This is a genomic window from Azospirillum brasilense (assembly GCF_001315015.1).
Lineage (GTDB): Bacteria > Pseudomonadota > Alphaproteobacteria > Azospirillales > Azospirillaceae > Azospirillum > Azospirillum brasilense.
In genome coordinates this window covers 517,514-540,224 of sequence record NZ_CP012914.1, presented here as the reverse complement: position 1 = coordinate 540,224, position 22,711 = coordinate 517,514, and the positions used below count along the sequence as shown (strand labels likewise).

Sequence of the window (22,711 nt, the reverse complement as noted above, 5' to 3'; positions counted from 1 at the left end):
CTTTCTCACGCCAATTCGTCGCATCGGCGTTTGAACGAACGTCGAAATACAGTAGAAGGTCTTTGGATCGCGGCGCGGCCCTTTCGGGGCCGCGGTCCCGTGACTGCCGATTCCTTGCGATCTTCAACTGGGTGCGCACGCCGCCGTGACGTTCAAGGATGAGATGAAGGCCGCCGGTCAGACCGCGGATCACAAGGCGCGCCCCATGGCCGATGCCCTCGCCGACGATGGCGGGGAGGCCCGGGACGACATCGCCCGCCTTCTGCGCGCCCTCAACGACGACCTTAAGGCCGACCCGGCGGAGGACGACGATCTCCTGTCCCCGGACGCCGGGCGGAAGGCGGAGCGGCACCTGCCCATCGGCAAGATCGCCGCGGCGCTGGCCGCCGCCATCGGCATCGGCGCGGTCGTCGTGATGCTGGACCAGGGTGGGGAGGCGCCATCCGCGCCCCCGGCGCCGCTCATCACCGCCGTCCCCAGCGCGCCGCCCACCGGCGGCGCCTCGCCCGGCGTCGTAAATCCGGCAAAGCCGGAAGCGCTCATCACCCGCGCGGCCCCTGCTCCCGCTCCGGCCCAGCCGCCGATGCAGACGCAGACCATCGTTGCACCGCCCACGGTGGCCACGCCGCCCATGGCGCTGCCGCAGATTCCGCCACCGGCGCTGAAGGTGCCGGAACCGCCGGCTCCGCCCTCGCCCGCCCCCGCCGTCACCAAACCGGCCGACCCCGTCCCCGCGCCGCACCCCGTGGAAACGGCGGACGGTGCGAAGGCTCCGGCGCATCCGCCGGCTTCGGTCGTGACGGCGCCGGTGCCCGAGCCCGCCAAGGCCCCAGCCCCTGCGAAGACCACGGAAACGGCGGAGCTTCAGGCCATGCTGTCGGCCCCGCCCCCGCCGGCCGCGGCCCAGCGCCCAGCCGCCGCGGCGCGCCCGGCGCCGCAGCCCGCCAAGCCGGCGCCAAAGACGGCGTCCACCCCACCCGCCACAGCACCGTCATCGGGCGTGCTGACGCCCCCGCCGTCCGCCGCCAGCGTTCCGGACGGTCGTTACACCGTGCAGGTCGGGTCCTTCCAGCAGGCCGACAACGCCGAAGGGCTGGTCCGCCGCCTGCGCGGTCTCGGCTTCAACGCCTACGCGCTGGACTGGACCGACGCCGAGCAGCGGTCCTGGCACGTCGTCCGCGTCGGCGGCTATGCCGACACCACCGCCGCCCGTCAGGCCGCCGCATCGCTGAAGGGCAAGGTGGAAGCGCAGCCCATCGTCGTCTCGACGCGCTGACCGCAGGCAACGGTGGCGCCGCGACAAACTGTCGCTCCCCTCTATTCCGCTTCTTTCCTTTGGAAAAGCCCGTCCGCAATTTCGGTATTGCGGGCGGGCTTCGTCTTGATCTGTCCTTCTCCTTGCCGCTAACATGGGATTGAACAGGCACGCATATTAGAACAAGCGCGGCCGCAAGAAGCCGGCGCATCAGACCGGCGAACCGGAGGAAACCCTGGTATGAAGCCGACGATCCTGGTCGCCGACGATGAGCCCAGCATCGTCCTCTCCCTGCAGGTCCTCTTGCAGAAGGCGGGCTTTGCCGTGCGCATCGCCCGCAATGGCGAGGAAGCCCTTGAATCGGTTGCGGAAAGCACGCCCGACCTGATCCTGCTGGACGCCATGATGCCGCGCCGCGACGGGTTCGACGTCTGCCAGTCGCTGCGCGCCAACCCTGCCTACCAGTCGCTGCCCATCATCATGCTGACGGCCAAGAGCCGCGACGTGGAGCGGCAGAAGGGCATGGCGCTGGGTGCCACCGACTACATCACCAAACCCTTCTCGACCCGCGACCTCGTCACCACCGTCCGCAAGTATCTGAACCCCGAAAGCAACCAGGGCGGCACCCAGGGTGGAACCGCGGAGCCTCAGCCATGAGCGCGCCGGCGACCACCGGAAGTGCCGGAGCCGCCGCTCCGGCAACCACCCCGGCGGAACCGCGCCGGATCATCCCCCTCGCCTTCCGCGCCGCCGGCGTCGGCCTGCCCCTGCTGTCGGTGGGGGCCGCGGTCGGCTTCAGCGCGGACAACGACCCCAACGCCTTCGTCACCTACGCCGTCACCATGACCGCCGCCGTCACCGCCGCGGTCTGGGGCCTGTGGGGGCTGGTCGACCGGCGTCTGCTGCGCGCCTCTGAAACGCTGAGCCGCGAGGCCGGGCTGATCGCCCATGGCGCGGCGGACGGCAAGACCGGCGCGCGCATCCCGCTGGCCCGCTACGGCGACCTTGCCCCGGTGGCCAAGGCGGTCAACGAGCTGTCGGACAAGCTGGCCGCCGCCCGCCGCGACACCGCCCGCACCGTCGCGGAGTCGACCGCCAAGGCGGAGGAGCAGAAGACCCGGCTGGCCGCCGTCCTGCGCGACCTGCACGAAGGCGTCCTGGTCTGCAACCTGAAGCACCAGATCCTTCTCTACAACCAGACGGCGCTCGACATCCTGCATCTGGCCGGCGACCTCGGGCTGGGCCGCTCGCTGCTGCATTTCGTGGTGGCGGAGCCGGTGATCCACACGCTGGAGCGGCTGACGCTCCGCGTGCGCGAGGGTCGGCACGTCAACCACGAGCATGGCACCACCGCCCAGTTCGTCGGCGCCACCACCGACGGGCACATCCTGCTGGCCGGGCGGATGAGCGCCATCCTGCAGGAGCCGCCGGAGGGCACGGACGAACCGCCAACCATCACCGGTTACGTCATCACCTTGTCCGACGCGACCAGCGAGCTGGCCGCGCTCGGCCAGCGCGACGCCCTGCTGCGCGAGGCGACGGAGGGCTTCTGCGCCCCCATCGCCAACCTGCGCGCCGTGCTGGAGACGCTGGACGACACGCCGGAGCTGGGGCCGGAGGAGCGCGCCGCCTTCCAGGCCGCGCTGATGGACTCGTCCAACACCCTGTCGGAGCGGCTGGCCCGCGTCACCAACGCGTACCGCAGCGTCGTCACCGGCTCCTGGCCGATGAGCGACATCCACTCCACCAACCTCATCAACCTGATCCGCCACCGCGTGGGGCCGGAGGCGCAATACGGCGTGACGCTGACCGGGCTGCCGCAGTGGGTGCACGGTGACAGCTACAGCCTCGTCATCCTGTTCGGCTACCTGATCGAGTATGTCTACGCGCTGACCGGGGTTCCCGCCTACGACCTGTCGGCGGAGCCGGGGGACCGCTGGGTCTATCTGGACATCACCTGGCGCGGCCCGTCGGTGCCCAGCGGCATCGTGGACAGCTGGCTCGACCACCCGCTGCCCGACGCGCTGGGCGGCCTGACGGTCGGCGACGTGCTCCAGCACCACAAGAGCACGATGTGGAGCGAGCCGGTGAAGGGACCGGGATCGGAGGGCGAGCTGCTGTCGCGCCTGCGCGTGCCGCTGCCGCCCGCGCTGAAGCCGCCGTCGGCCCACACCGCGGCGCGCGGCGGGGCGCGGCCGGAATTCTTCGACTTCAACCTGCTGCACCAGCCGCTGGCCACCAGCGAGCTTGGCCGCACGCCGCTCGACCAGCTCCATTACGTGGTCTTCGACACCGAGACGACGGGCCTGTCGCCCAGCACCGGCGACGAGATCATCCAGATCGCCGCCGTGCGCGTCGTCGGCGGGCGCATCCTGACCGGCGAGACCTTCAACACGCTGGTCAACCCGAAGCGGAGCATCCCGGCGGAATCGATCCCCTTCCACGGCATCACCGACGCCATGGTCACCGACAAGCCGACCATCGACAAGGTGCTGCCGCAGTTCCGCGGCTTCGTGTCGGGCGCGGTGCTGATCGCCCACAACGCTGCCTTCGACCTGAAATTCCTGAAGATGAAGGAACGGGTCTCGGGCGTGCGGTTCGACAGCCCGGTTCTCGACACCATGCTGCTGTCGCGGATGCTGCTCGGCGAGGGCGGCGACCACACGCTGGACGGCATCGCCGAGCGGCTGGGGATCGAGGTGGTGGACCGCCACACGGCGCTGGGCGACAGCCTCGTCACCGCCGCGGTCTTCCTGCGCATGGTCGAGATGCTCAAGGAACGCGACGTCCGCACGCTCGACGACGCCATCCGCGGCGCCAACATCATCGTCGAGCTGGCGGCACGGGAGCGCGCCTTTTGACCGGGGGGCCCGCCCCGCAACCCGCAACGCCTCCACCGCGCCAGGCGGGCGCCGACCGCCTGATCGCGCTGTTCCTGTTCGGCGTGGTCGCCTTCAACCCGCCGCTGCTGCGCGTCTTCGGCGCCGGCGACACGCTGTTCGGCCTGCCCCTGCTGTACGTGTACGCCCTGGGGGTGTGGGCCGGGGTGATCGCGCTGTCGGCGGTGCTTCTGGAACGCAGGGGGCGCTGACATGCCCTGGCCCACCATCGTCGCCGCCAGCTTCGCCTACCTGCTCCTCCTCTTCGCCATCGCCTGGTGGGCGGACCGGCGGGCGGACGGCGGGCGCAGCGTCATCGCGTCGCCGTACGTGTACGCGCTCTCGCTAGCGGTGTACTGCACCACCTGGACTTTCTACGGCTCGGTGGGGCGGGCGGCGTCTCTGGGCATCGGCTTCCTGCCGATCTATCTCGGCCCGACCCTGCTGATGCTGCTGGGGCCGCTGGTGCTGCGCAAGATCCTGCGCATCGCCAAGGCGCAGCGCATCACCTCCATCGCCGACTTCATCGCCTCCCGCTACGGGCGCAGCCAGGGGCTGGGCGGGCTGGTGGCGCTGACCGCGGTGATCGGGGTGACGCCCTACATCGCCCTGCAGCTCAAGGCCGTGGCGGTCAGCTTCGACGTGCTGTGGGGCACCGACCCGTCCGGCGCCACCGGCGGCCTGTCCCTGCCCGTCGTGCTGGACAACGCCTTCTACGTGGCGGTCGTCATGGCGGCCTTCGCCATCATCTTCGGCACGCGCCACATCGACGCGGCGGAGCATCACGAGGGCATGGTGGCGGCCATCGCCTTCGAATCCGTGGTCAAGCTGGTGGCCTTCCTGGCGGTCGGCGCGGCGGTGGTCTGGAGCCTGCACGACGGCCCGACCGAACTGTTCGCCACGGCCGCCGAGCATCCGGAGATCCGCGACCTCTTCACCTCCGCCCCGGCGCTGGCCGACGGCTCGTGGCTGACCATGACGCTGCTGTCGATGGCGGCGGTGCTGTGCCTGCCCCGCCAGTTCCAGGTGACGGTGATCGAGAATGTGGACGAGCGGCACCTGACCCGCGCCCTTTGGCTCTTCCCGCTCTACATGCTGCTGATCAACCTGTTCGTCCTGCCGGTGGCGGTGGCCGGGCTGATGCGCTTCCCCGACCGGGCGGTCGACCCGGACATGTTCGTGGTGGCACTGCCGCTGGCCGCCGGGAACGAGTGGCTGGCCCTGCTGGCCTTCATCGGCGGGCTGTCGGCGGCCACCGGCATGATCGTGGTCGAGGCCATCGCGCTGTCCACCATGGTGTGCAACGACATCGTGATGCCGCTCCTGCTGCGCGCCCGCAGCGCCCGGCTGGAGCGGCTGCACGACCTGTCGCCGCTGTTGCTGACCATCCGGCGCGCCGCCATCGTGGCGATCCTGCTGCTCGGCTACCTGTATTTCCGCATCGCCGGCTCGGCCTACGCGCTGAGCGCCATCGGCCTGATCTCCTTCACGGCGGTGGCGCAGTTCGCCCCGGCGCTGATCGGCGGCGTCTATTGGGCGGGGGCGACCCGGCGCGGCGCGCTGGCTGGCCTCGGCACCGGCATCCTGACCTGGGCCTACACGCTGCTGCTGCCCAGCTTTGCGCGGTCGGGCTGGCTGCCCGCCTCCTTCATCGACCAGGGGCCGTGGGGCGTCGCCCTGCTGCGGCCCTACGCCCTGTTCGGGCTGGACGGCATGGACCCGCTGACCCACGCGCTGTTCTGGAGCATGCTGCTCAACATCGGCCTCTACGTCGTGGTCTCCCTGCTCGACCACCCCGGCTTGGGCGAGCGGGCGCAGGCCACCGCCTTCGTCGAGGTGTTCCAGCACCGCGACACTCCCCTGCCCGCGGGCGCGTGGCGCGGCACCGCCACGGTCGGCGACCTGCAGCGCATCGTCGCGCGCTTCCTCGGTCCGCAGCGGGCGGAGGCCGCCTTCGCCCAATACGTCCGCCGCAACGGGCCGCTGGAGCCGGACCGCCGGGCCGGGGCGGAGCTGGTGCGCTTCGCCGAGCGGCTGCTCGCCGGGGCGATCGGCGCCGCCTCCGCGCGGGTGGCGCTGGCCTCCGCGGTCGAGGGCGGCGAGGTCAGCTACCCCGAGCTGATGCGGATGCTCGACGAGACCAGCCACGTCATCGAGTACAGCCGCCAGCTCGAACACAAGACGGCAGAGCTGCAGCGCGCGTCGGCCGCGCTGCGCGCCGCCAACGAACGGCTGACGGAGCTGGACCGGCTGAAGGACGAGTTCCTGTCCACCGTGACGCACGAGCTGCGCACGCCGCTGACCTCCATCCGCGCCCTGACCGAGGTGCTGCACGACAACCCCGACATCGAGCTTGAGCAGCGGCAGGAGTTTCTCGGCCTCGTCATCACCGAGAGCGAGCGGCTGACCCGCCTCATCAACCAAGTCCTCGACATGGCGAAGATCGAGGCGGGGGAGATCGATTGGCAGGTCCGCCCGATGGACCTCGGCGCCGCGTTGGAGCAGGCGGCGGCGGCCACCGCCCGGCTGTTCCATGAGCGCGGCATCGCGCTGGCCGTCACCATCCCGCACGGCCTGCCGCCGGTGCGCGGCGACCACGACCGGCTGGTGCAGGTGGCGGTGAATCTGCTGTCCAACGCCGCGAAATTCACCCCGGCGGGCGGCCGGGCCTCGCTGTCCGTCGCGGCGGAGGGCGACGCCCTACGCGTGTCCGTCACCGACAGCGGCCCGGGCATCGCCGCGGAGCATCAGGCCATCGTCTTCGACCGCTTCCGGCAGGTCGGCGACACCATGACCGACAAGCCGCAGGGCACCGGGCTGGGGCTGGCCATCAGCAAGCGCATCGTCGAGCATCTCGGCGGCCGCATCTGGGTGGCCAGCGCCCCCGGCAAGGGCGCCACCTTCGCCTTCACCGTTCCTTTGGCGACAATGGCAACAGCCATGTCACAAAACGATCAAACCGCGAAAGAACCGGACCACACCGCCGGAACGCGCTCCGGTTGACACAGGTCAGTCCAGTTGCCTTAACGAATCCTTATACGTGTTTCAGGCAGGTTTTTTACCAAATGCCGGACATGATCAGTCTTCCGGACGGGGCATTGCCCGGTCGGGTTGCAAGGAGACGGGCGGTGACTTTGATCAAGTGGAGCGACGAGGGGGGAACGGTGCGGCTGGGCCTGCCCAGCGACCTCGACCTCGCCATGGCGCAGCCCCTGCTGGACAGCCTGCGCGCCGGCTTCGCCGCGTCCCAAGCCGTCATCGCCGAGGCCGCGGCCGTGGAGCGGGTCAGCACCGCCTGCGTCCAGGCGCTTCTGGTCGCCTCCCGGCACGCCGCCGAACAGAACCGTACGTTCGCCATCGCCCAGCCGTCCGAGGTCCTGGCGGAAGCCTGCGAGGATTTGGGACTGGACGGCTGGTTGAAGCAATGGAGCCAAGCGTGAAGAAGAAGGTACTCACCGTCGACGATTCGCGGACCATGCGGGACATGGTCTCCTTCACGCTGAAGGGCGCCGGCTACGACGTGGTCGAGGCCGCCGACGGCCAGCAGGCGCTGGGCGTCATCGGCGCCAACAAGGTGGACCTCGTCATCACCGACCTGAACATGCCGGTGATGGACGGGCTGACCCTGATCCGCCGCCTGCGCGCCACCCCGGCGCACCGCACGCTCCCCATCCTGATGCTGACCACCGAGGCCGACGAGAAGAAGAAGTCCGAAGGCCGGGCGGTGGGGGCGACCGGCTGGATCGTGAAGCCCTTCAACCCGGAGAAGCTGATCTCCGTCGTGCAGAAGGTGTGCGGCTGACGCCGCGTCCTGGCTTGTGAGGTGGCGCCCGTGGAAGACCTGAGCCGGTTCAAGCAAACCTATTTCGACGAAAGCGCGGAGCTGCTGGAGGTCGCCGAGTCCGGCCTGCTGCGGCTGACGCCGGGCGAGGTCGATTCCGACGAAGTCAACGCCATCTTCCGCGCCGTCCATTCCATCAAGGGCGGCGGCGGCGCCTTCGGCTTCACCGAGCTGGTCGCCTTCGCGCACGAGTTCGAGACGGTCATGGACGGGGTGCGCAACAACACCGTCCCTGTCACGACGGAGCTGGTGGACACACTGATCCGCGCCAACGACCTGCTGGGCCAGATGCTGGCCTACGCGCGCGAGGGCGACCCCGCCCCGGCGGGGACCACCGACGGCACCGTGGCCGCCCTGCGCCGCCACCTGTCGGGTGGGGCTCCGCAGGTCCAGGCTCCGGCGGCCGCGGCCGCCGTACCGGCACCGGCCCCCATCTACGCCGACGACGAGGACGACGAGGCCGGGCTGTTCGGCGACGCCATGGCGGCCATCGCTGCCGCCCGCGCGGAAGAGGACCCGGTTCCTCCCGGCAAGCTGCGCTGGACCATCGTCTTCCGGCCGCGGTCCGACCTGCTGATGTCGGGCAACGAACCGGCCTTCATGCTGCGCGCGCTGCGCCGGCTGGGCGACGCCACCGTCGAATGCCACACCGACGCCCTGCCCAACCTCCAGAACCTGGAGGCGGAGCTTCTCCACCTCTCCTGGACGGTCACGCTGCTCGCCGACGCGGATGTCGATCTGGACAAGATCAACGACGTCTTCGAGTTCGTGGCCGACGACTGCGACATCCGCATCACCGCCGAGGCCCCGCCGCCCGCCGCCCCAGAGGCTCCGCCGCCCGTCACCGATCCGGTGCCCGTCGCCGCTCCGCCGGCGGTGGTCGCCACGGTCCCCGAGCCACTCCCCAAAACGCCTGGGGCCGACGCCCCGAAAGCCGAAACCGCCCGCCCGCGCCCCAACGGCGGCGGTGCGGAGCATGCCGGGCTGACCAGCCACACCATCCGCGTCGATCTCGACAAGATCGACCGGCTGGTCAACATGGTCGGCGAGATGGTCATCACCCAGGCGATGATCGCCGAGCATGTGCGCGAGCTGCCCCCCGGCGAGTTCCAGGAGCTTCTGGAAGGGCTGGAGCAGCTGGCCCAGCACACCCGCGAGCTGCGCGAGAGCGTGATGTCGATCCGCGCCCAGCCGGTGTCGAGCGTCTTCTCCCGCATGCCGCGGCTGGTCCGCGAGTGCGCCGCCACCACGGGCAAGGAGGTCCAGCTCGTCACCAGCGGCGAGACGACCGAGGTGGACAAGACGGTGGTGGAGAACCTCGTCGATCCGCTGACCCACATGATCCGCAACTCCATCGACCACGGGCTGGAAGGGCCGGAGGAACGGGAGCGCGTCGGCAAGCCGCGCGCCGGCACCGTACACCTGTCGGCGCAGCACCGCTCGGGCCGCATCGTCATCGAGATCACCGACGACGGGCGCGGCATCAACCGGCCCAAGGTGCTGTCCAAGGCCATCGAGAAGGGGCTCGTCCAGCCGGGCGCCACCCTGTCGGACGAGGAGATTGACAACCTGATCTTCCTGCCCGGCTTTTCCACCGCCGATCAGGTGTCCAACCTGTCGGGACGCGGCGTCGGCATGGACGTGGTGCGGCGGAACATCTCCTCGCTCGGCGGGCGCATCGGCGTCTATTCCACGCCGGGCGAGGGCTCGCGCTTCGTGCTGTCGCTGCCGCTGACCCTGGCGGTGCTCGACGGCATGGTGATCTCGGTCGGCGAGGAGCGCTTCGTCCTGCCGCTGACCAACATCGTGGAGAGCCTGCGCCCCAAGGCGGCGGACCTGCACGGGCTGGTCGGCAAGTGCGACGTGATGATGGCCCGCGGCGAGTATGTGCGGCTGGTCTACCTGCACCAGCTGTTCGGCATCCCCGGCGCCGTCGCCGACCCCACCCGCGCGCTGGTCGTGCTGGTGGAGACAGAGGACGGCTCCCGCCTCGGCCTCGTCGTGGACGAGGTGCTGGGCCAGCAGCAGGTCGTCATCAAGAGCCTGGAAGCGAACTTCCGCCGCCTCGACGGCGTGGCCGCCGCGACCATCCTGGGCGACGGGCGCGTCGCCCTGATCCTGGACGTCGCGGGCCTGCGCGAGATGAGCCGGCACATGGATTCCAGGGCGCCGCGTCCGCCGTCTTCGCCGGTGGCCGCGCTGCCCGCACCCGCACTCGAACCGGTCTGAGGCCACAGCGATGAGCAGTTCCACCGCGCTCGCCACCGTCGGCGGTAGCCGCACCGACGCCCGAAACGACGTCATGGCGGTCAACGCCGCCGAGGAGCAGTACGTCACCTTCACCGTCGGCAGCGAGGAGTACGGCGTCAACATCCTGTCGGTCCGCGAGATCCGCGGCTGGACGCCGGAAAGCCGCCTGCCGAACCTGCCGGACTACGTGCGCGGCGTCATCAACCTGCGCGGCATCATCATCCCCATCTTCGACCTGCGCGCCCGCTTCGGCGGCGGCGCCACGTCGGTCACCAAGCGCCACGTCGTGGTGGTGATCCAGGTGGGGGAACGCACCCGCGGCATCCTGGTGGACGCCATCTCCGACATCCTGGCGATCGGCCACGACGCCATCAAGCCGCCGCCCGACGTGGACGGCGGCATGGTCGACGCCGAGTATCTCAGCGGCCTCTACACCGCCGACGACCGCATGGTCACGCTGCTCTGCGTCGAGAAGCTGTTCTCGGTCGAGAACAGCGAGCTGGACTCGGCGACCAAGGCCCTGCCGGCGCTGGAGCGGGCGTCCTGAACAGCGCCCCACGTTGGTGCCCACACAGGCGCCGACGGGGTGCGTCATGTCGCGGCTTTTCACACGGGTTGGTTTCAAATAAGGGCTAACGCCGACGTGACGCGGCGGGCAAGGGGGATGGCATGGCGAAAGGGGTCGGTTCGTTCGTTGGGTCGATGGGCATCTCGAAGCGGCTGTGGCTGGCCTTCGCGCTCCTGCTCGCCCTGCTGGCCGCCCAGGTCGCCGCCAGCCTGCTGAGCATCCGCAGCCTGAACGGCAGCGTCGACGCGGTGCTCACCGGCGGTGAACTCGCCACCTTCGCCAAGGACCTCTCGGCCCGCCTCGCCAACCAGCGCATCCACGGGCGCGACTATCTGGTCTCCGGCGACCCCGCCGCGCTCAACCGCCAGCGGGCGCTGCGCACCGAGTTCGATCAGGCGCTCGCCGCCCACGAGGGCGCCATTCAGCGCTCCAGCCAGGCGGCGGCCTTCGCCGAGCTGGCGCGGCTGCACAGCGAGTACCATACCCAGTTCGAGACGATCCGCGTCGTCCGCGACCGCTACGACGCGGCCATCCGCCAGACGATGGACCCGCTGGGCACCCAGATCACCGAGACGCTGGAGCGCGTCGTCGAGGGCGCCCAGGCCACCGGCGACAAGGACGCCGCCCTGGTCGGGGAGGAGATGGAGAAGCACTGGGTGCTGAGCCGTCTCTTCGCCAACCGCGCGCTCGGCATGCGCGACGCCGCCGCCGCGGCGCCGATGGAAAAGAACCTGGACGAGATGCTGGAGCATGTGCGCGAGGCGCAGGCCCTGCTGACCGAACCCCGCGTGGCGGCGCTGCTGCGCGAGGTGGCGGAACGGGCGCCGGGCTACCGCGCCGCCTTCCGCGACGCCGTCGCCGCCGACAAGGAGATCGACCGCCTGCGCGCCGAGATCGTCGCCAAGATCGTCACCGCCCTGACCGCGACGATCGACTCCATCGCCATCGCCATCCAGGCCGAGCAGAAGGGAATCGAGACCCGCGCCGAGGCGGAGGTGGAGAACAGCGTCCTGCTGGCCCTGCTGCTGGGCGGCCTGTCGCTGCTGCTGGGCATCGGCGCCGCCCAGGTCATCGCCCGTTCGATCACCGGCCCGGTCCAGGGCATCCGCAAGGTGATGACCGACCTCAGCGACGGCCATCTGTCGGTCACCGTCCCCCACACGGACGGGCGCGACGAGCTGGGCGCGATGGCCCGCGCCGTTGCCGCCTTCAAGGAGGACGCGGTGACCGCCGTGCGGGCCGGGATCGCGCTCGACCGCGTGTCGTCCTGCATCATGACGGTGGGCGAGGACGGGACCGTCACCTATTGCAACGCCGCCGCCCTGGCGATGTTCAAGGCCGCCGAGAGCGACCTGCGCCAAGCCCTGCCCGCTTTCGACGCCGCCGGGCTGATTGGACAGACCCTCGACGCGCTGGACACCGAGGCCCCGCGCCTGCGCTCCAGCCTGAGCGGCCTCGCCAGCCCTTACAAGGGCATGGTCAAGACGGGCCGCCGCAGCTTCGAAATCACCGCCAGCCCGGTCGCCGGGCGCCATGGCGAGAAGCTGGGCCTCGTCGTCGAATGGCGCGACCTCACCGCCGAGCTGTCCATCGAGGCGGAGATCGCCGGCATGGTCGACAGCGCCGTGCGCGGCGACTTCTCCCAGCGGATCGCGCTCGACGGCAAGTCCGGCTTCTTCCGGCTGGTCAGCGAGGGCATGAACCGGCTGGCCGGCAACGTCTCCGGCGTGACCGAGGATCTCGCCGCCATGCTGGAGTCGCTGTCCCAGGGCGACCTGTCGCGGCGCATCGACAAGCCGTACGAGGGCGTGTTCCTGCGCCTGAAGGACGACTTCAACGGCACGGCGGAGAAGCTGTCGGAGATCGTCCGCCGAATCAACGGCGCCGCCGAATCCATCGCCGCGGCCAGCCGCGAGATCGCCGACGGCAGCCTCGACCTGTCCGAGCGCACCGAGCAGCAGGCCTCCTCGCTGGAGGAGACGGCGGCGAGCATGGAGGAGCTGGCGGCCACCGTCCGCTCCAACGCCGACAACGCCCAGCAGGTAAACGCCTTCGCCAACGACGCCCGGCGCGCCGCCGAGAGGGGCGGTCAGGTCGCCGCCAGCGCCGTGGAGGCGATGCGTGGGATCGAGCGCTCGTCGCAGAAGATTTCCGACATCATCGGGGTGATCGACGAGATCGCCTTCCAGACCAACCTGCTGGCGCTGAACGCGGCGGTGGAGGCGGCGCGGGCCGGCGACGCCGGGCGCGGCTTCGCCGTGGTGGCCCAGGAGGTGCGCAACCTCGCCCAGCGCTCCGCCCAGGCGTCCAAGGAGATCAAGACGCTGATCCTCGACAGCGGGGCGCAGGTCAAGGACGGGGTTGAGCTGGTCCGCTCCGCCGGCTCCTCGCTGACCGACATCGTGGCGGGCATCGCGCGGGTCGCCGACCTCGTGTCGGAGATCGCCCGCGCCACCGCCGAGCAGGCGTCCGGCCTGGACGAGGTCAACACCGCCGTCGCCCAGATGGACGAGATGACCCAGAAGAACGCCGCGCTGGTCGAGGAGAGCACCGCCGCCGCCCGCTCGCTGGAGGAGCAGGCCGGGCAGTTGCGCCAGCAGATGGCCTTCTTCTCGCTGGACGCCGGCCACGCCCACGGCGGGTCCGAGCTGTCCCGCGGACGGGCGGCATGACCACCGTCCCCAGCCCTTCCCCCGCCCCCGACTCGGCCCCGACCGACCGCGGCGCCGTCCCCGCGGCGACGTCGGGACGGCGGGAGTTCCCGTTCGAGCGGCGGCACTTCGACTTCATCGCCCACATGCTCTACCAGCTCGCCGGGATCGCGCTGGCCCCGCACAAGATCGAGATGGTCTATTCCCGCCTCGCCCGGCGGCTGCGCGACCTGCGCCTGAGCGACTTCGACACTTACTGCGCCCTGCTGGAGAGCGAGGAGGGAGCGAACGAGGTCGGCTTCCTGGTCAACGCCCTGACCACCAACCTGACCAGCTTCTTCCGCGAATCGCACCATTTCGACTTCCTGGCGAAGACCGCGGTGCCGGAGATGCGCGCCCGCCACACCGGGGAATCCTCCCACCCGCGGCTGCGCATCTGGTCCGCCGGCTGCTCCTCCGGGCAGGAGCCCTACACCATCGCCATGGTTCTGGCCTCCAGCTTCGGGCCGGAGCTGCGGCGCTGGGACGCGAAGATCCTGGCGACCGACATCGACACCCATATGGTCGACACCGCCCGGTGCGGCGTCTATCCCGCCGATCTGGCGAACAGCATCCCGGCCCCCCTGCGCGACCGCTTCACCCGGCGCCAGCGCGAGGGCGGCGAGCCGATGGTGGCGATGGAGGAGGAGCTGAAGCGGCTGATCACCTTCAAGCCGCTGAACCTGCTGGAGCGTTGGCCCATGAAGGGGCCGTTCGACGCGATCTTCTGCCGCAACGTGCTGATCTATTTCGACCGCGTCGGGCGAACCCAGGTCATCGGCAACTTCGCCCGCATGCTGGAGCCCGGCGGTTATCTGTTCCTCGGCCATTCGGAAAGCCTGTACGGCGTGTCGGACCGCTTCCGCCAGACCGGCCCCACCATCTACCGGAGGCTGTGACGCATGACCGCATTCGCAAGCCGCCGCGCGGCGGAGGCCCGGCAGACCGGCGGCTACTTCCACCCGCAGTTCCGCGCCCACACGATGAAGGTCTTCCTCGGCCATCATCTGGTCAGCGACCGCTCGGACGTGATGATGGTGACGACGCTGGGCTCCTGCGTGGCCGCCTGCGTCCACGATCCGGCGACGGCGATCGGCGGCATGAACCATTTCCTGCTGCCAGAGGTGCCGGAGTCCGAGGACGCCGGCACCGGGGCGGCGGCGCGCTACGGCTCGGTCGCCATGGAGCGGCTGATCAACGACCTGCTGGCGCGCGGCGCCCAGCGTGGACGGCTGGAGGTCAAGCTGTTCGGCGGCGCCCGCGTCATCGATTCCAGCTTCGACGTCGGCCAGCGCAACGCCGCCTTTGCGCTCGACTACGTGCGGCGGGAGGGGCTGAAGCTGATGGGCCAGGATCTCGGCGGCGCCTCGGCCCGGCGCATCCACTATTTTCCCCACACCGGCAAGGCCATGCGCAAGATGCTGCGGCCCGAGGCCCTGTCGGAGACGGCGAACCAAGAACTGCATTTCCGCTCCAGCCTGCGGCACCAGCCGATCGAGGGCGACGTGGAACTGTTCGGGGAGGACTGAGCCATGACACGCTCCATCCGCGTCGTGATCGTGGACGACAGCAGCCTGATGCGGGAGATGCTGAAGGCCATCATCTCCGAGGAGCCCGGCATCGAGGTGGTCGGCGTCGCCCGCGATCCCTACGAGGCGCGCGACGTCATGAAGCGGACCAACCCGGACGTCGTCACGCTGGACGTCGAGATGCCGCGGATGGACGGGCTGTCCTTCCTGGAAAAGATCATGACGCTGCGCCCGACGCCGGTCGTCATGGTCTCCTCCCTGACCCAGGAGGGGTCGGAGGCGACGATCCGCGCGCTGGAGATCGGCGCGGTGGACTGCGTGGCCAAGCCCGACGGCTCGGAGGGGCACGGCTTCGAGGCGATGGCCCATGAGCTGGTCGGCAAGATCCGCATCGCCGCCACCGCCCGCCTGTCGATGCGGCGGCCCAAGCCCGCGACCTCACCCCTCCAGACGCCGCGCCGCGCCGGGTCGGGCACCCGCCTCATCGCCATCGGCGCCTCGACCGGCGGGGTGGAGCGCATCCGCGACGTGCTGGCGGTCATGCCCGCCGACTGCCCGCCCATCGTCATCACCCAGCACATGGGTCCCAGCTACGTCCCCAGCTTCGCCGCCCGGCTCGACCGCATCTCGCCGCCGTCGGTGGAGGTCGCCACCCAGGGCGCCCCGCTGGTCCAGGGCAAGGTCTACATCGCCCCCGGCGACCGTCATCTGGTGGTGATCCGCGACGCCCAGGGCTATTCCTGCCACATCCAGGACGGGCCGGCGGTCAGCGGCCACCGCCCGTCGGTGGACGTGCTGTTCTCCTCCGTCGCCAAGGCGGCGGGGGCGAACGCGGTGGGGGTGATCCTGTCCGGCATGGGCCGCGATGGGGCGTCGGGCATGCTGGCGATGCACGACGCGGGGGCCTATACCATCGGCGAACAGGAATCGAGCTGCGTCGTCTACGGCATGCCGCGCGCCGCCCGGGAAGCCGGGGCGGTGGCCGTCGAACTGCCGCTGGCGCAGATACCGGCCGAGATGCTGCGCGCGTTCGACGCCATCGGCGAACACCGCACGCGCGCGAACTGAGGAGCAGCACCATGTCTTTCTACGGCCGCGCGCCCCGCCTGGAAGCCGGACCGGAACCGGAGAAGCCGGGCCTTCCCGACGATGGCGCTCCCGTGCACAGCCTGCCCAAGATCGGCGAGAAGATTCCGGTGACCGGCGAGCTTCTGGCGACCTGGATGGGCTACGCCGACATTCAGCGCCGCACGCTGGAGGCGGTGCAGAACGAGCTGACCCGCACCTCCTCGACGGTCGAGGACGCCACGCTGGATCTTTCCCACCGCTTCCGCGAGCTGGCCGAGAAGGCCATGCAGCAGTCGGAGCGGGTGGAGCAGATCGTCGGCATGGCCGGCTCCGTCTCCATCGATGGGGAGCGGGTGCCGATGGACCAGCTCGTCACCGGCATGCAGCAGATGATCGCGGACATGATCTCCAACATCGTCCTGCTGTCGCGCCACGCCATGAGCATGGTCTATCTGCTCGACGACGTGCAGAAGGACGTGGCGGAGCTGGAGAAGTCGATTGGCGACATCGACGCCATCAACCGCCAGACCAACTTCCTGGCGCTGAACGCCACCATCGAGGCGAGCCGCGCCGGCGAGGCCGGCCGCACCTTCGCGGTGGTCGCCCAGGAGGTGCGCCACCTCTCCCGCTCCACCGGGGCCCTGGCCGACCGCATGCGCTCCAAGGTCACCGCGGTGGTCAAGGGCGTGCGCAACGGCCACGACATCCTGCGCCAGATCGCCGACACCGACATGTCCCCCCAGATGCTCGCCAAGGAGCGGGTGGACAAGACCATGGACAGCCTGGTCGACCAGACCAACCACTTCCAGGCGGTGCTGGAGACGGCGGCGAACGTGTCGTCGGACATGTCCGCCACCATCAGCCGCATGGTCACCGGGATGCAGTTCCAGGACCTGACCAAGCAGCGGCTGGAGGCCATCAACGACAGCCTCGCCATCATGGCGGAAGGCCTGAACGAGCTGGAAAACCGCACCCGCGTCGAAATGCCCGCTTCCTTGGGACCGCAGGTTCCGCAGGAATGGCTCGACGAGCTGCTGGGCCGTTTCAAGCTGAGCGAGATGCGCCAGCGTTTCGTGCGCCGTCTGCTGCTGGAAGGGACGGCGCTGGACGAGCATGGCGTCCTTGACGTCGATGCCGGCCAAGCCGACAGTTCCGGCGGCGACATCGAACTTTTCTGAGGCCGAGGGATTCTGTGGAATCCCCAGCCTGACTTGCTCCATTCTGGCGTGGTCCGCACAAGGCCACCCGCCCCAATGCCCCTTCAAGAACACCCTTCAGGAACACCGGACCGATGGACTACGGAATTGAGGACAAGGAGCAGGAGACCCTGGTTCGGTTGCGCGGTCGCCTGACCTTCAACGACCACGCCAAGCTGCGCGCCCTGATCCGGGAGATGCTGCAGAACAAGGCCAAGCGACAGGTGCTCGACCTCGCCACGCTGGAATTCGTCGATTCGGCGGGAATCGGCATGCTGCTGATCGCGCGGGAGGAAATGGCGAACGCGGACAAGCAGCTGGTCCTGCGCTCCGCCGCCGGGCAGGTCAAGCGCGTGCTGACGGTGGCCCAGCTCAACAAGATCGTCACGATCGAGGACTGATCCTCTTGGTCCCCTCCCCCACCCGCGTTGCCGCCCTGCAAGGACTGGGCGTGCCGGCCGACCGGCTGGACCGGCTGTCGGCGGCGCTTCGGCTTCCGCACCGGCGGCCCGGCTCTCCGGCGGGGGAGGCGTTCGGCCCCTCCGTTCTGCTTCTGGTGGGCGACGCCGGCACCGTGGAGGCGCCCGACTTCTGGCAGCGGCCCTTTGGGGCATGGATCGAGGTCGCCGGCCTGTCCGACGCCCAGATCATCGAGGCCGCGCACCGCGCCGCCCGTTCCGACCTGTTCGCCTGCGTGACGACGGTGACTGCCAACCGCCTGCATCTGGCCGGGCGCATCCTGAACGGGCTGGCCGCCCTGCACCCGATGCCGGAGGCCCAGCGCGACGACATGGAGCTGGCGCTGCACGAGGCGATCAGCAACGCGGTGGTGCATGGCAACCTTCAGGTCGAAGGCATGAAGGGGCTGAGCGTGGAGGCGCTGGAGCGTTTCTCCCACGATCTGGCGGCGCGCATGGCCGACCCCGCCTTCGCCGACCGCCGGATCGAGGTCGCCGTCTGGCTGGAAAGCGCTAGCGCGGTGGTGGAGGTTGCCGACGAGGGAACCGGCTTCGCCCGGCCGGAGCGCATCGACTACGGCGCCTCGGGCCGCGGGCTGGACCTGATCGCCGCCATCGTGGAAGAGCTTCAGCTTCTCGACGGCGGGCGCCGCATCCGCATGAGGTTCCCCCTCTGATGGACGACGCCATCGCCGCCTGCCGCATCCTGGTGGTGGATGACACCGACTTCAACCGCACACTGATCGGCGCCCTGCTCGGCGAAGCCGGATTCCAGAACGTCGTCTACGCCAAGGATGGCTTCGACGCGCTGGCCCAGATCGCCGCCGAGGCGCCGGACCTGCTGATCCTCGACATCATGATGCCGGGGATGGACGGGTTCGAGGTGTGCCGCCGCCTGCGCGCCGACCACGCCTACGCCGACCTGCCGGTGCTGGTGCAGACCGCCCTGTCGTCCAGCGACGATCGCAACCGCGCCTTCGCCGCCGGCACCACCGACCTGATCTCCAAGCCGCTGGACCGGACGGAGCTGGTCGCCCGCGTGCGCATCCACCTGCAGAACCGGGTGCTGATCCGCGACCTTCAGACCTACCGTGCGCGCGTCGAGGGAGAGCTGGCGATGGCCCGCTCCATGTACGACCATCTCCTGCCCTCCGCGGCGCTGTGCGCCTCGCTGACGGACAGCGCGGGGGTGACGCTGCGGTCGCACACGGCGCTCTCCTCCGACCTCGGCGGCGACCTCTGGGGGGTGCTGCCGCTGGCTGGCGGGCGGTTCGGGCTGTTCCTGCTGGACATGGCCGGACGCGGCGTGTCGGCGGCGCTGAACGCCTTCCGCATGCACACGCTGATTCACGAGCTGGCGCCCCATCTCGGCGAGCGGCCCGGCGCCTTCCTGACCGAACTGAACGAGCGGGCCGTCTGCCTGCTGGAGCTTGGACAGCACGCCACGGTCATCTATGGCGTGGTGGACGGCGCGGCGGAGCGCTTCACCTACGCGGCGGCGGCGGCGGCCCCACCGGTCCTGATCCCGCCTGCCCCGATCACCCCAGACGGCACGCCGCTGGTCTTCGGGGAGGGGGTCGGCCAGCCGGTGGGCGTCGCCGCCGGCACGCGCTACGAGGAGCGCAGCCTGCCCTTCCCGCCGAAGTCCGTGTTGATCCTTCACTCCACCGCCGTGCTGGAGACGCTGGGCGGGCGCGACGGCGGCCTCGCCGCCCTGCTGCAGAGCGCCGCCGTCCGGAACGCCATGGCCGACGGCAGCGGCGGCGACGCCTTCACGGCGGTCACCAAGGCGCTCGCCGCCGCCCAGGGCGACGTGCCGCTCGACGACCACACGCTGGTCTGGATCGGACTCGGGGGCGCGCGATGAACGACCTGCCGGGTGTTCCGGGGCTGGAAACGGCCCGTGTTCTGGTGGTGGACGACAACCGCGTGAACCGCCATCTGCTCCAGGCCCTGCTGGAACGCGGCGGCGTGACCCGCATCGACATGGCGGAGGACGGCAACGACGCGCTGGCCCGTCTGGACGCCTTCCGGCCCGACCTGATCCTGCTCGACCTGATGATGCCGAACCTGGACGGGTTCGAGATGTGTCGGCGCTTGCGCGCGATCCCCGCATGGAAGGATCTGCCGGTCCTCGTGCAATCGAGCCTGAACCGGGCGGAGGACCGCGCCAAGGCCTTCGCCGCCGGGGCCACCGATTACGTGACCAAGCCGATCAACGCGGTCGAGCTGCTGGCCCGCGTGCGCATCCATTTGCAGAACCGCGCCCTCCTGCACGATCTCCAGCGCTTTCACGAGCGGACGGAGAGCGAACTGTCGCTCGCCCGCAAAATGCAGGAGCGGCTGATGCCCTCGCCGGAGCGTTTGGCCGAGGTGGAGGCCGCGGCGGGGGTGGGCATCGCCGCCCATTTCGCTCCCTCGTCGGAGCTGGGCGGCGACTTCTGGGACCTGCGGCACGACACTGTTGCGCCGGGCCAGGGCCGGACCATGCTCTACATGGTCGATTTCTCCGGCCATGGAGTCGGGGCGGCGCTGAACACCTTCCGTCTGCACGCGATCTGCCAGCAGATGGACGTGTCCGGCCTGACCCCAGGCGAGTTCCTGTCCACCGTCAACCGGCGGCTGTGCGCGCTGCTTCCCAATGGGCAGTTCGCCACCATGCTGGCCGGGATGGTCGAACCGGCGGAGAACCGCTTCGTCTACGCCTCGGCCGGGTCCACGCGCCCGATGGTCTGGGCGCCGGGCGATGCCGCGCCGCTGCTGGGCGACAGCGCCGGCCTGCCGCTCGGCCTGCTGGCCTCGGCGGAGTATGAGGAGCGCTCCCTTCCCCTGCCTCCCGGCGGACGTCTGTTCCTTTATTCGGACGGCGCCATCGAGATCCCGGTCGGCAATGACGTCCTCGACGAGCCGGGCCTCGCCGCCCTGGTCGCCGAGCGGATGGGCGAGACGGACGGCGGCGGTTTCCTGGACGGGTTGCTGGACCGCCTGCGCGCCGTCGGCCCGATCGACGATGACCTGACCGCGCTGCTGCTGACCCGCAAGGGCTGAGCGGGCCATGGAACCGACGGGCTCATGACCACCAGCCCCCACCACGCCGCCCGGTCTTTCCAGGGCGTCCCCTTCCGGACCGTTCTGGACACCAACATCCTCGTCGGCTACGCCCTTCTGGGCGCCGAGGTGCCCCGCCGCAGCCTGGCCATCCAGCACAGCGTCGAGGCGGTGCGGGCGCGGGGAACCGCTTTCGTCTCCGACGCCACGCTGGCGGAGCTGCGCGAGGTGCTGATGCGCCCGGACTTCGACCGCTACCGTCCGGCGGAGGAGCGTGCCGCCTTCCTGGCCGCCTTCGCCGCGGAGGCTCACAGGGTCGAGCCCGCCCCGGTGGAGCGGCTGTGCCGCGATCCCGACGACGACATGTTCCTGGCCGTGGCGCTGGCCGCCGACGCCGACTGGCTGGTGACGGTGGATCGGCAGCTTCTGTCGGTGCGTCAGGTGGGCCGCACCCGCATCCTGCGCCCCGAACGGTTCCTGGACGCGATCGCCTGACTCCGCGTTTCGCGTTTCCGCCCAAAAAGTTTCCACTCGACTTCCGGCCTTCGTTCTCTAGAATGAAAAGAGAACACTTCGCAAACTAGCGGTGAACGGATCGCGGGTGACCGGATGAGCACGCAACCTCTTCTGTTCGACAGCCTGCCCGAGACGGAGCGGGCGCGCAAGCCGGTGCGACGGTCCCGCGCCTCCACCGTGGCGGCGCCGGTGGCCGTCGACGTGCTGCGGGAGGACGTTCCGTCGGCGCCGCCGCCGATGACCCTCGCGCTCGTTCCGCCGCCGCCCGTCCCGATGGCGCCGCGCGGCGACTTCGACCCGGCGGCCCTGACCAACGCCGAATTGCGGGCGCTGGCGCAGGCCCTGCCCGACCAGAAGCTGGCCCACCTGCTGATCGAAGCCGCGCGTGAGCTGAAGCGCCGCGCCGCGCCGGGGGCCTGGGAGGAGGAAGAGGGAGAGGATGGCCCGTCCGAACCGAATCCCCTGCTGCTGCGCGCCGCCCGGCAGGCGGTCGGCGAATTGTCGGGCGAGGATGGCTGACCAAGTCACGAACACTGACCGATTCACAGAATACGTGCCCGGAAACAAAATAATCCCACCGCAATAGATCGTTTCGTACCCCAACTTTGTACGGTTCCCTCCCCCCGATTCGGGAATGATTGCGCGACAAGACACGCACTTATGTGCAATGATGTGTCCGTAGCCTGACCGATGGCCGCGCCTGCGTTTCCCTGGCGCATCGCCGGCGGTCCGAGCCGAAAAGGAACGACCCGCGGGGAGGGTGATTTGGACTGGATGACCTGGCTCCAGGATTGGGGCGATGCCTTCTATCCCCTGGCCTTCATATGGGCCTTCTTCGAAGGCGAGACCTTCGTCATTTTCGGCGGGATGGGCGCGCATCTGGGGATCATCAACCTATACTGGTTGGTTGCCGCCGTGTGGATCGGCAGCTTCATGGGCGACCAGTGCTATTTCTGGATCGGCCGCAAATGGGGCGGCAAGGCTCTGGCCCGCTTCCCGGCGGCGGAAGCCCGCGCGTCCCGCGTGCTGTACTGGCTGGAAACCTACGGCGTCGGCTTCATCCTGGCCTTCCGCTTCCTCTACGGGGTGCGCAACATCGCGTCGGTCGCCGTCGGCACATCCCGCATGCCCTGGCGCAAGTTCCTGTTCTGGAACTTCATCGCCGCCGGCATCTGGGCCTGGAGCTTCGCCGGGGCCGGCTACCTGTTCGGCGAGGCCGCCGCCGCCATCGGCGAGAACGGTCCGAAAATCCTCCTGCTCATCGCGCTGGGCATCGGCGTCACCATCTTCGCGGTGAAGAGCGTGATGTGGGTCCGCCGCCGCTACGCCGCGTCCGAGACGCAGGCGTAACGGCGCCCCTCCCCCCGAGCCTCAGGCAGAAGGGCCGCCGCGGACAACCGCGGCGGCCTTTTT

At 70.0% G+C, this 22,711-nt stretch carries 21 protein-coding genes; all 21 read left to right on the top strand.

All coding sequences use genetic code 11. The features are described from left to right. The first annotated feature begins 145 nt into the window (after positions 1–145). The 21 genes from AMK58_RS02440 (at position 146) to AMK58_RS02340 (ending at position 22,648) form a co-directional block, all read left to right on the top strand. The gene (locus AMK58_RS02440) at positions 146–1,276 is read left to right on the top strand and encodes an SPOR domain-containing protein (protein ID WP_137165170.1); all 1,131 of its coding nucleotides are present in this window, start codon (positions 146–148) and stop codon (positions 1,274–1,276) included. Between the two features lie 219 nt (positions 1,277–1,495). Then, the gene (locus AMK58_RS02435) at positions 1,496–1,912 is read left to right on the top strand and encodes a response regulator transcription factor (RefSeq protein WP_035670599.1); all 417 of its coding nucleotides are present in this window, start codon (positions 1,496–1,498) and stop codon (positions 1,910–1,912) included. Then, on the top strand, positions 1,909–4,116 hold the full coding sequence (locus AMK58_RS02430) for a 3'-5' exonuclease (protein WP_035670602.1): 2,208 nt from the start codon (positions 1,909–1,911) through the stop codon (positions 4,114–4,116). The genes AMK58_RS02435 and AMK58_RS02430 overlap by 4 nt, the downstream gene beginning before the upstream one ends. Beyond that, a complete protein-coding gene (locus AMK58_RS02425) occupies positions 4,113–4,346 on the top strand; it encodes a hypothetical protein (protein ID WP_035670605.1) in 234 nt (77 codons plus the stop codon). The genes AMK58_RS02430 and AMK58_RS02425 overlap by 4 nt, the downstream gene beginning before the upstream one ends. Before the next feature lies 1 nt (position 4,347). Next, entirely contained in the window at positions 4,348–7,137 is a 2,790-nt protein-coding gene (locus AMK58_RS02420; protein WP_059398568.1) for a sensor histidine kinase, read from the top strand. Positions 7,138–7,262: 125 nt separating this feature from the next. Further along, the gene (locus AMK58_RS02415; RefSeq protein WP_035675895.1) at positions 7,263–7,574 is read left to right on the top strand and encodes an STAS domain-containing protein; all 312 of its coding nucleotides are present in this window, start codon (positions 7,263–7,265) and stop codon (positions 7,572–7,574) included. After that, positions 7,559–7,936 carry a response regulator gene (locus tag AMK58_RS02410; protein ID WP_014241666.1) on the top strand — a complete coding sequence of 126 codons (378 nt, stop codon included), beginning with the start codon at positions 7,559–7,561 and terminating at the stop codon, positions 7,934–7,936. The genes AMK58_RS02415 and AMK58_RS02410 overlap by 16 nt, the downstream gene beginning before the upstream one ends. 30 nt (positions 7,937–7,966) lie before the next feature. Beyond that, positions 7,967–10,204 (top strand): chemotaxis protein CheA, encoded by a 2,238-nt coding sequence (locus tag AMK58_RS02405; protein ID WP_059399028.1) that lies wholly within the window; start codon positions 7,967–7,969, stop codon positions 10,202–10,204. A 10-nt stretch (positions 10,205–10,214) separates the two neighbouring features. After that, a complete protein-coding gene (locus AMK58_RS02400) occupies positions 10,215–10,772 on the top strand; it encodes a chemotaxis protein CheW (RefSeq protein ID WP_035675900.1) in 558 nt (185 codons plus the stop codon). 122 nt (positions 10,773–10,894) lie between these two features. Then, the gene (locus AMK58_RS31820) at positions 10,895–13,465 is read left to right on the top strand and encodes a methyl-accepting chemotaxis protein (RefSeq protein ID WP_059398567.1); all 2,571 of its coding nucleotides are present in this window, start codon (positions 10,895–10,897) and stop codon (positions 13,463–13,465) included. Continuing rightward, the gene (locus tag AMK58_RS02390; protein ID WP_035675904.1) at positions 13,462–14,382 is read left to right on the top strand and encodes a CheR family methyltransferase; all 921 of its coding nucleotides are present in this window, start codon (positions 13,462–13,464) and stop codon (positions 14,380–14,382) included. Before AMK58_RS31820 ends, AMK58_RS02390 begins: the two co-directional genes overlap by 4 nt. 3 nt (positions 14,383–14,385) lie before the next feature. Continuing rightward, complete coding sequence (locus AMK58_RS02385) at positions 14,386–15,012, top strand: chemotaxis protein (RefSeq protein ID WP_014241672.1); 627 nt, start codon at positions 14,386–14,388, stop codon at positions 15,010–15,012. A gap of 3 nt (positions 15,013–15,015) precedes the next feature. Next, a complete protein-coding gene (locus AMK58_RS02380; protein WP_035675906.1) occupies positions 15,016–16,080 on the top strand; it encodes a protein-glutamate methylesterase/protein-glutamine glutaminase in 1,065 nt (354 codons plus the stop codon). A gap of 11 nt (positions 16,081–16,091) precedes the next feature. Beyond that, positions 16,092–17,258: a methyl-accepting chemotaxis protein gene (locus AMK58_RS02375; RefSeq protein WP_035675908.1), complete on the top strand. Its 1,167-nt coding sequence runs from the start codon at positions 16,092–16,094 to the stop codon at positions 17,256–17,258. Positions 17,259–17,371: 113 nt separating this feature from the next. After that, positions 17,372–17,677, top strand: a complete 306-nt coding sequence (locus AMK58_RS02370; RefSeq protein WP_035675909.1) for an STAS domain-containing protein — start codon at positions 17,372–17,374, stop codon at positions 17,675–17,677. Between the two features lie 5 nt (positions 17,678–17,682). Next, positions 17,683–18,411: an ATP-binding protein gene (locus tag AMK58_RS02365; protein WP_158283100.1), complete on the top strand. Its 729-nt coding sequence runs from the start codon at positions 17,683–17,685 to the stop codon at positions 18,409–18,411. Then, the gene (locus AMK58_RS02360) at positions 18,411–19,601 is read left to right on the top strand and encodes a fused response regulator/phosphatase (protein WP_059398566.1); all 1,191 of its coding nucleotides are present in this window, start codon (positions 18,411–18,413) and stop codon (positions 19,599–19,601) included. Before AMK58_RS02365 ends, AMK58_RS02360 begins: the two co-directional genes overlap by 1 nt. Next, positions 19,598–20,782 carry a PP2C family protein-serine/threonine phosphatase gene (locus AMK58_RS02355; RefSeq protein ID WP_035675913.1) on the top strand — a complete coding sequence of 395 codons (1,185 nt, stop codon included), beginning with the start codon at positions 19,598–19,600 and terminating at the stop codon, positions 20,780–20,782. The genes AMK58_RS02360 and AMK58_RS02355 overlap by 4 nt, the downstream gene beginning before the upstream one ends. A gap of 24 nt (positions 20,783–20,806) precedes the next feature. Next, entirely contained in the window at positions 20,807–21,277 is a 471-nt protein-coding gene (locus AMK58_RS02350) for a putative toxin-antitoxin system toxin component, PIN family (RefSeq protein WP_035675914.1), read from the top strand. A 114-nt stretch (positions 21,278–21,391) separates the two neighbouring features. Further along, positions 21,392–21,817 carry a hypothetical protein gene (locus AMK58_RS02345; RefSeq protein ID WP_059398565.1) on the top strand — a complete coding sequence of 142 codons (426 nt, stop codon included), beginning with the start codon at positions 21,392–21,394 and terminating at the stop codon, positions 21,815–21,817. Positions 21,818–22,072: 255 nt separating this feature from the next. Then, positions 22,073–22,648: a DedA family protein gene (locus AMK58_RS02340; RefSeq protein WP_035675919.1), complete on the top strand. Its 576-nt coding sequence runs from the start codon at positions 22,073–22,075 to the stop codon at positions 22,646–22,648. The last annotated feature ends 63 nt before the right edge of the window (positions 22,649–22,711 follow it).

Excerpts from the sequence above, each read along its gene's own strand:
- AMK58_RS02350 (WP_035675914.1), top strand. The coding sequence starts at position 20,807 with ATGACCACCAGCCCCCACCACGCCGCCCGGTCTTTCCAGGGCGTCCCC.
- AMK58_RS02340 (WP_035675919.1), top strand. The coding sequence starts at position 22,073 with ATGACCTGGCTCCAGGATTGGGGCGATGCCTTCTATCCCCTGGCCTTC.
- AMK58_RS02375 (WP_035675908.1), top strand. The coding sequence starts at position 16,092 with ATGTCTTTCTACGGCCGCGCGCCCCGCCTGGAAGCCGGACCGGAACCG.
- AMK58_RS02355 (WP_035675913.1), top strand. The coding sequence starts at position 19,598 with ATGAACGACCTGCCGGGTGTTCCGGGGCTGGAAACGGCCCGTGTTCTG.
- AMK58_RS02435 (WP_035670599.1), top strand. The coding sequence starts at position 1,496 with ATGAAGCCGACGATCCTGGTCGCCGACGATGAGCCCAGCATCGTCCTC.
- AMK58_RS02385 (WP_014241672.1), top strand. The coding sequence starts at position 14,386 with ATGACCGCATTCGCAAGCCGCCGCGCGGCGGAGGCCCGGCAGACCGGC.
- AMK58_RS02410 (WP_014241666.1), top strand. The coding sequence starts at position 7,559 with ATGGAGCCAAGCGTGAAGAAGAAGGTACTCACCGTCGACGATTCGCGG.
- AMK58_RS02420 (WP_059398568.1), top strand. The coding sequence starts at position 4,348 with ATGCCCTGGCCCACCATCGTCGCCGCCAGCTTCGCCTACCTGCTCCTC.
- AMK58_RS02370 (WP_035675909.1), top strand. The coding sequence starts at position 17,372 with ATGGACTACGGAATTGAGGACAAGGAGCAGGAGACCCTGGTTCGGTTG.
- AMK58_RS02400 (WP_035675900.1), top strand. The coding sequence starts at position 10,215 with ATGAGCAGTTCCACCGCGCTCGCCACCGTCGGCGGTAGCCGCACCGAC.
- AMK58_RS31820 (WP_059398567.1), top strand. The coding sequence starts at position 10,895 with ATGGCGAAAGGGGTCGGTTCGTTCGTTGGGTCGATGGGCATCTCGAAG.
- AMK58_RS02360 (WP_059398566.1), top strand. The coding sequence starts at position 18,411 with ATGGACGACGCCATCGCCGCCTGCCGCATCCTGGTGGTGGATGACACC.
- AMK58_RS02390 (WP_035675904.1), top strand. The coding sequence starts at position 13,462 with ATGACCACCGTCCCCAGCCCTTCCCCCGCCCCCGACTCGGCCCCGACC.
- AMK58_RS02380 (WP_035675906.1), top strand. The coding sequence starts at position 15,016 with ATGACACGCTCCATCCGCGTCGTGATCGTGGACGACAGCAGCCTGATG.
- AMK58_RS02345 (WP_059398565.1), top strand. The coding sequence starts at position 21,392 with ATGAGCACGCAACCTCTTCTGTTCGACAGCCTGCCCGAGACGGAGCGG.
- AMK58_RS02430 (WP_035670602.1), top strand. The coding sequence starts at position 1,909 with ATGAGCGCGCCGGCGACCACCGGAAGTGCCGGAGCCGCCGCTCCGGCA.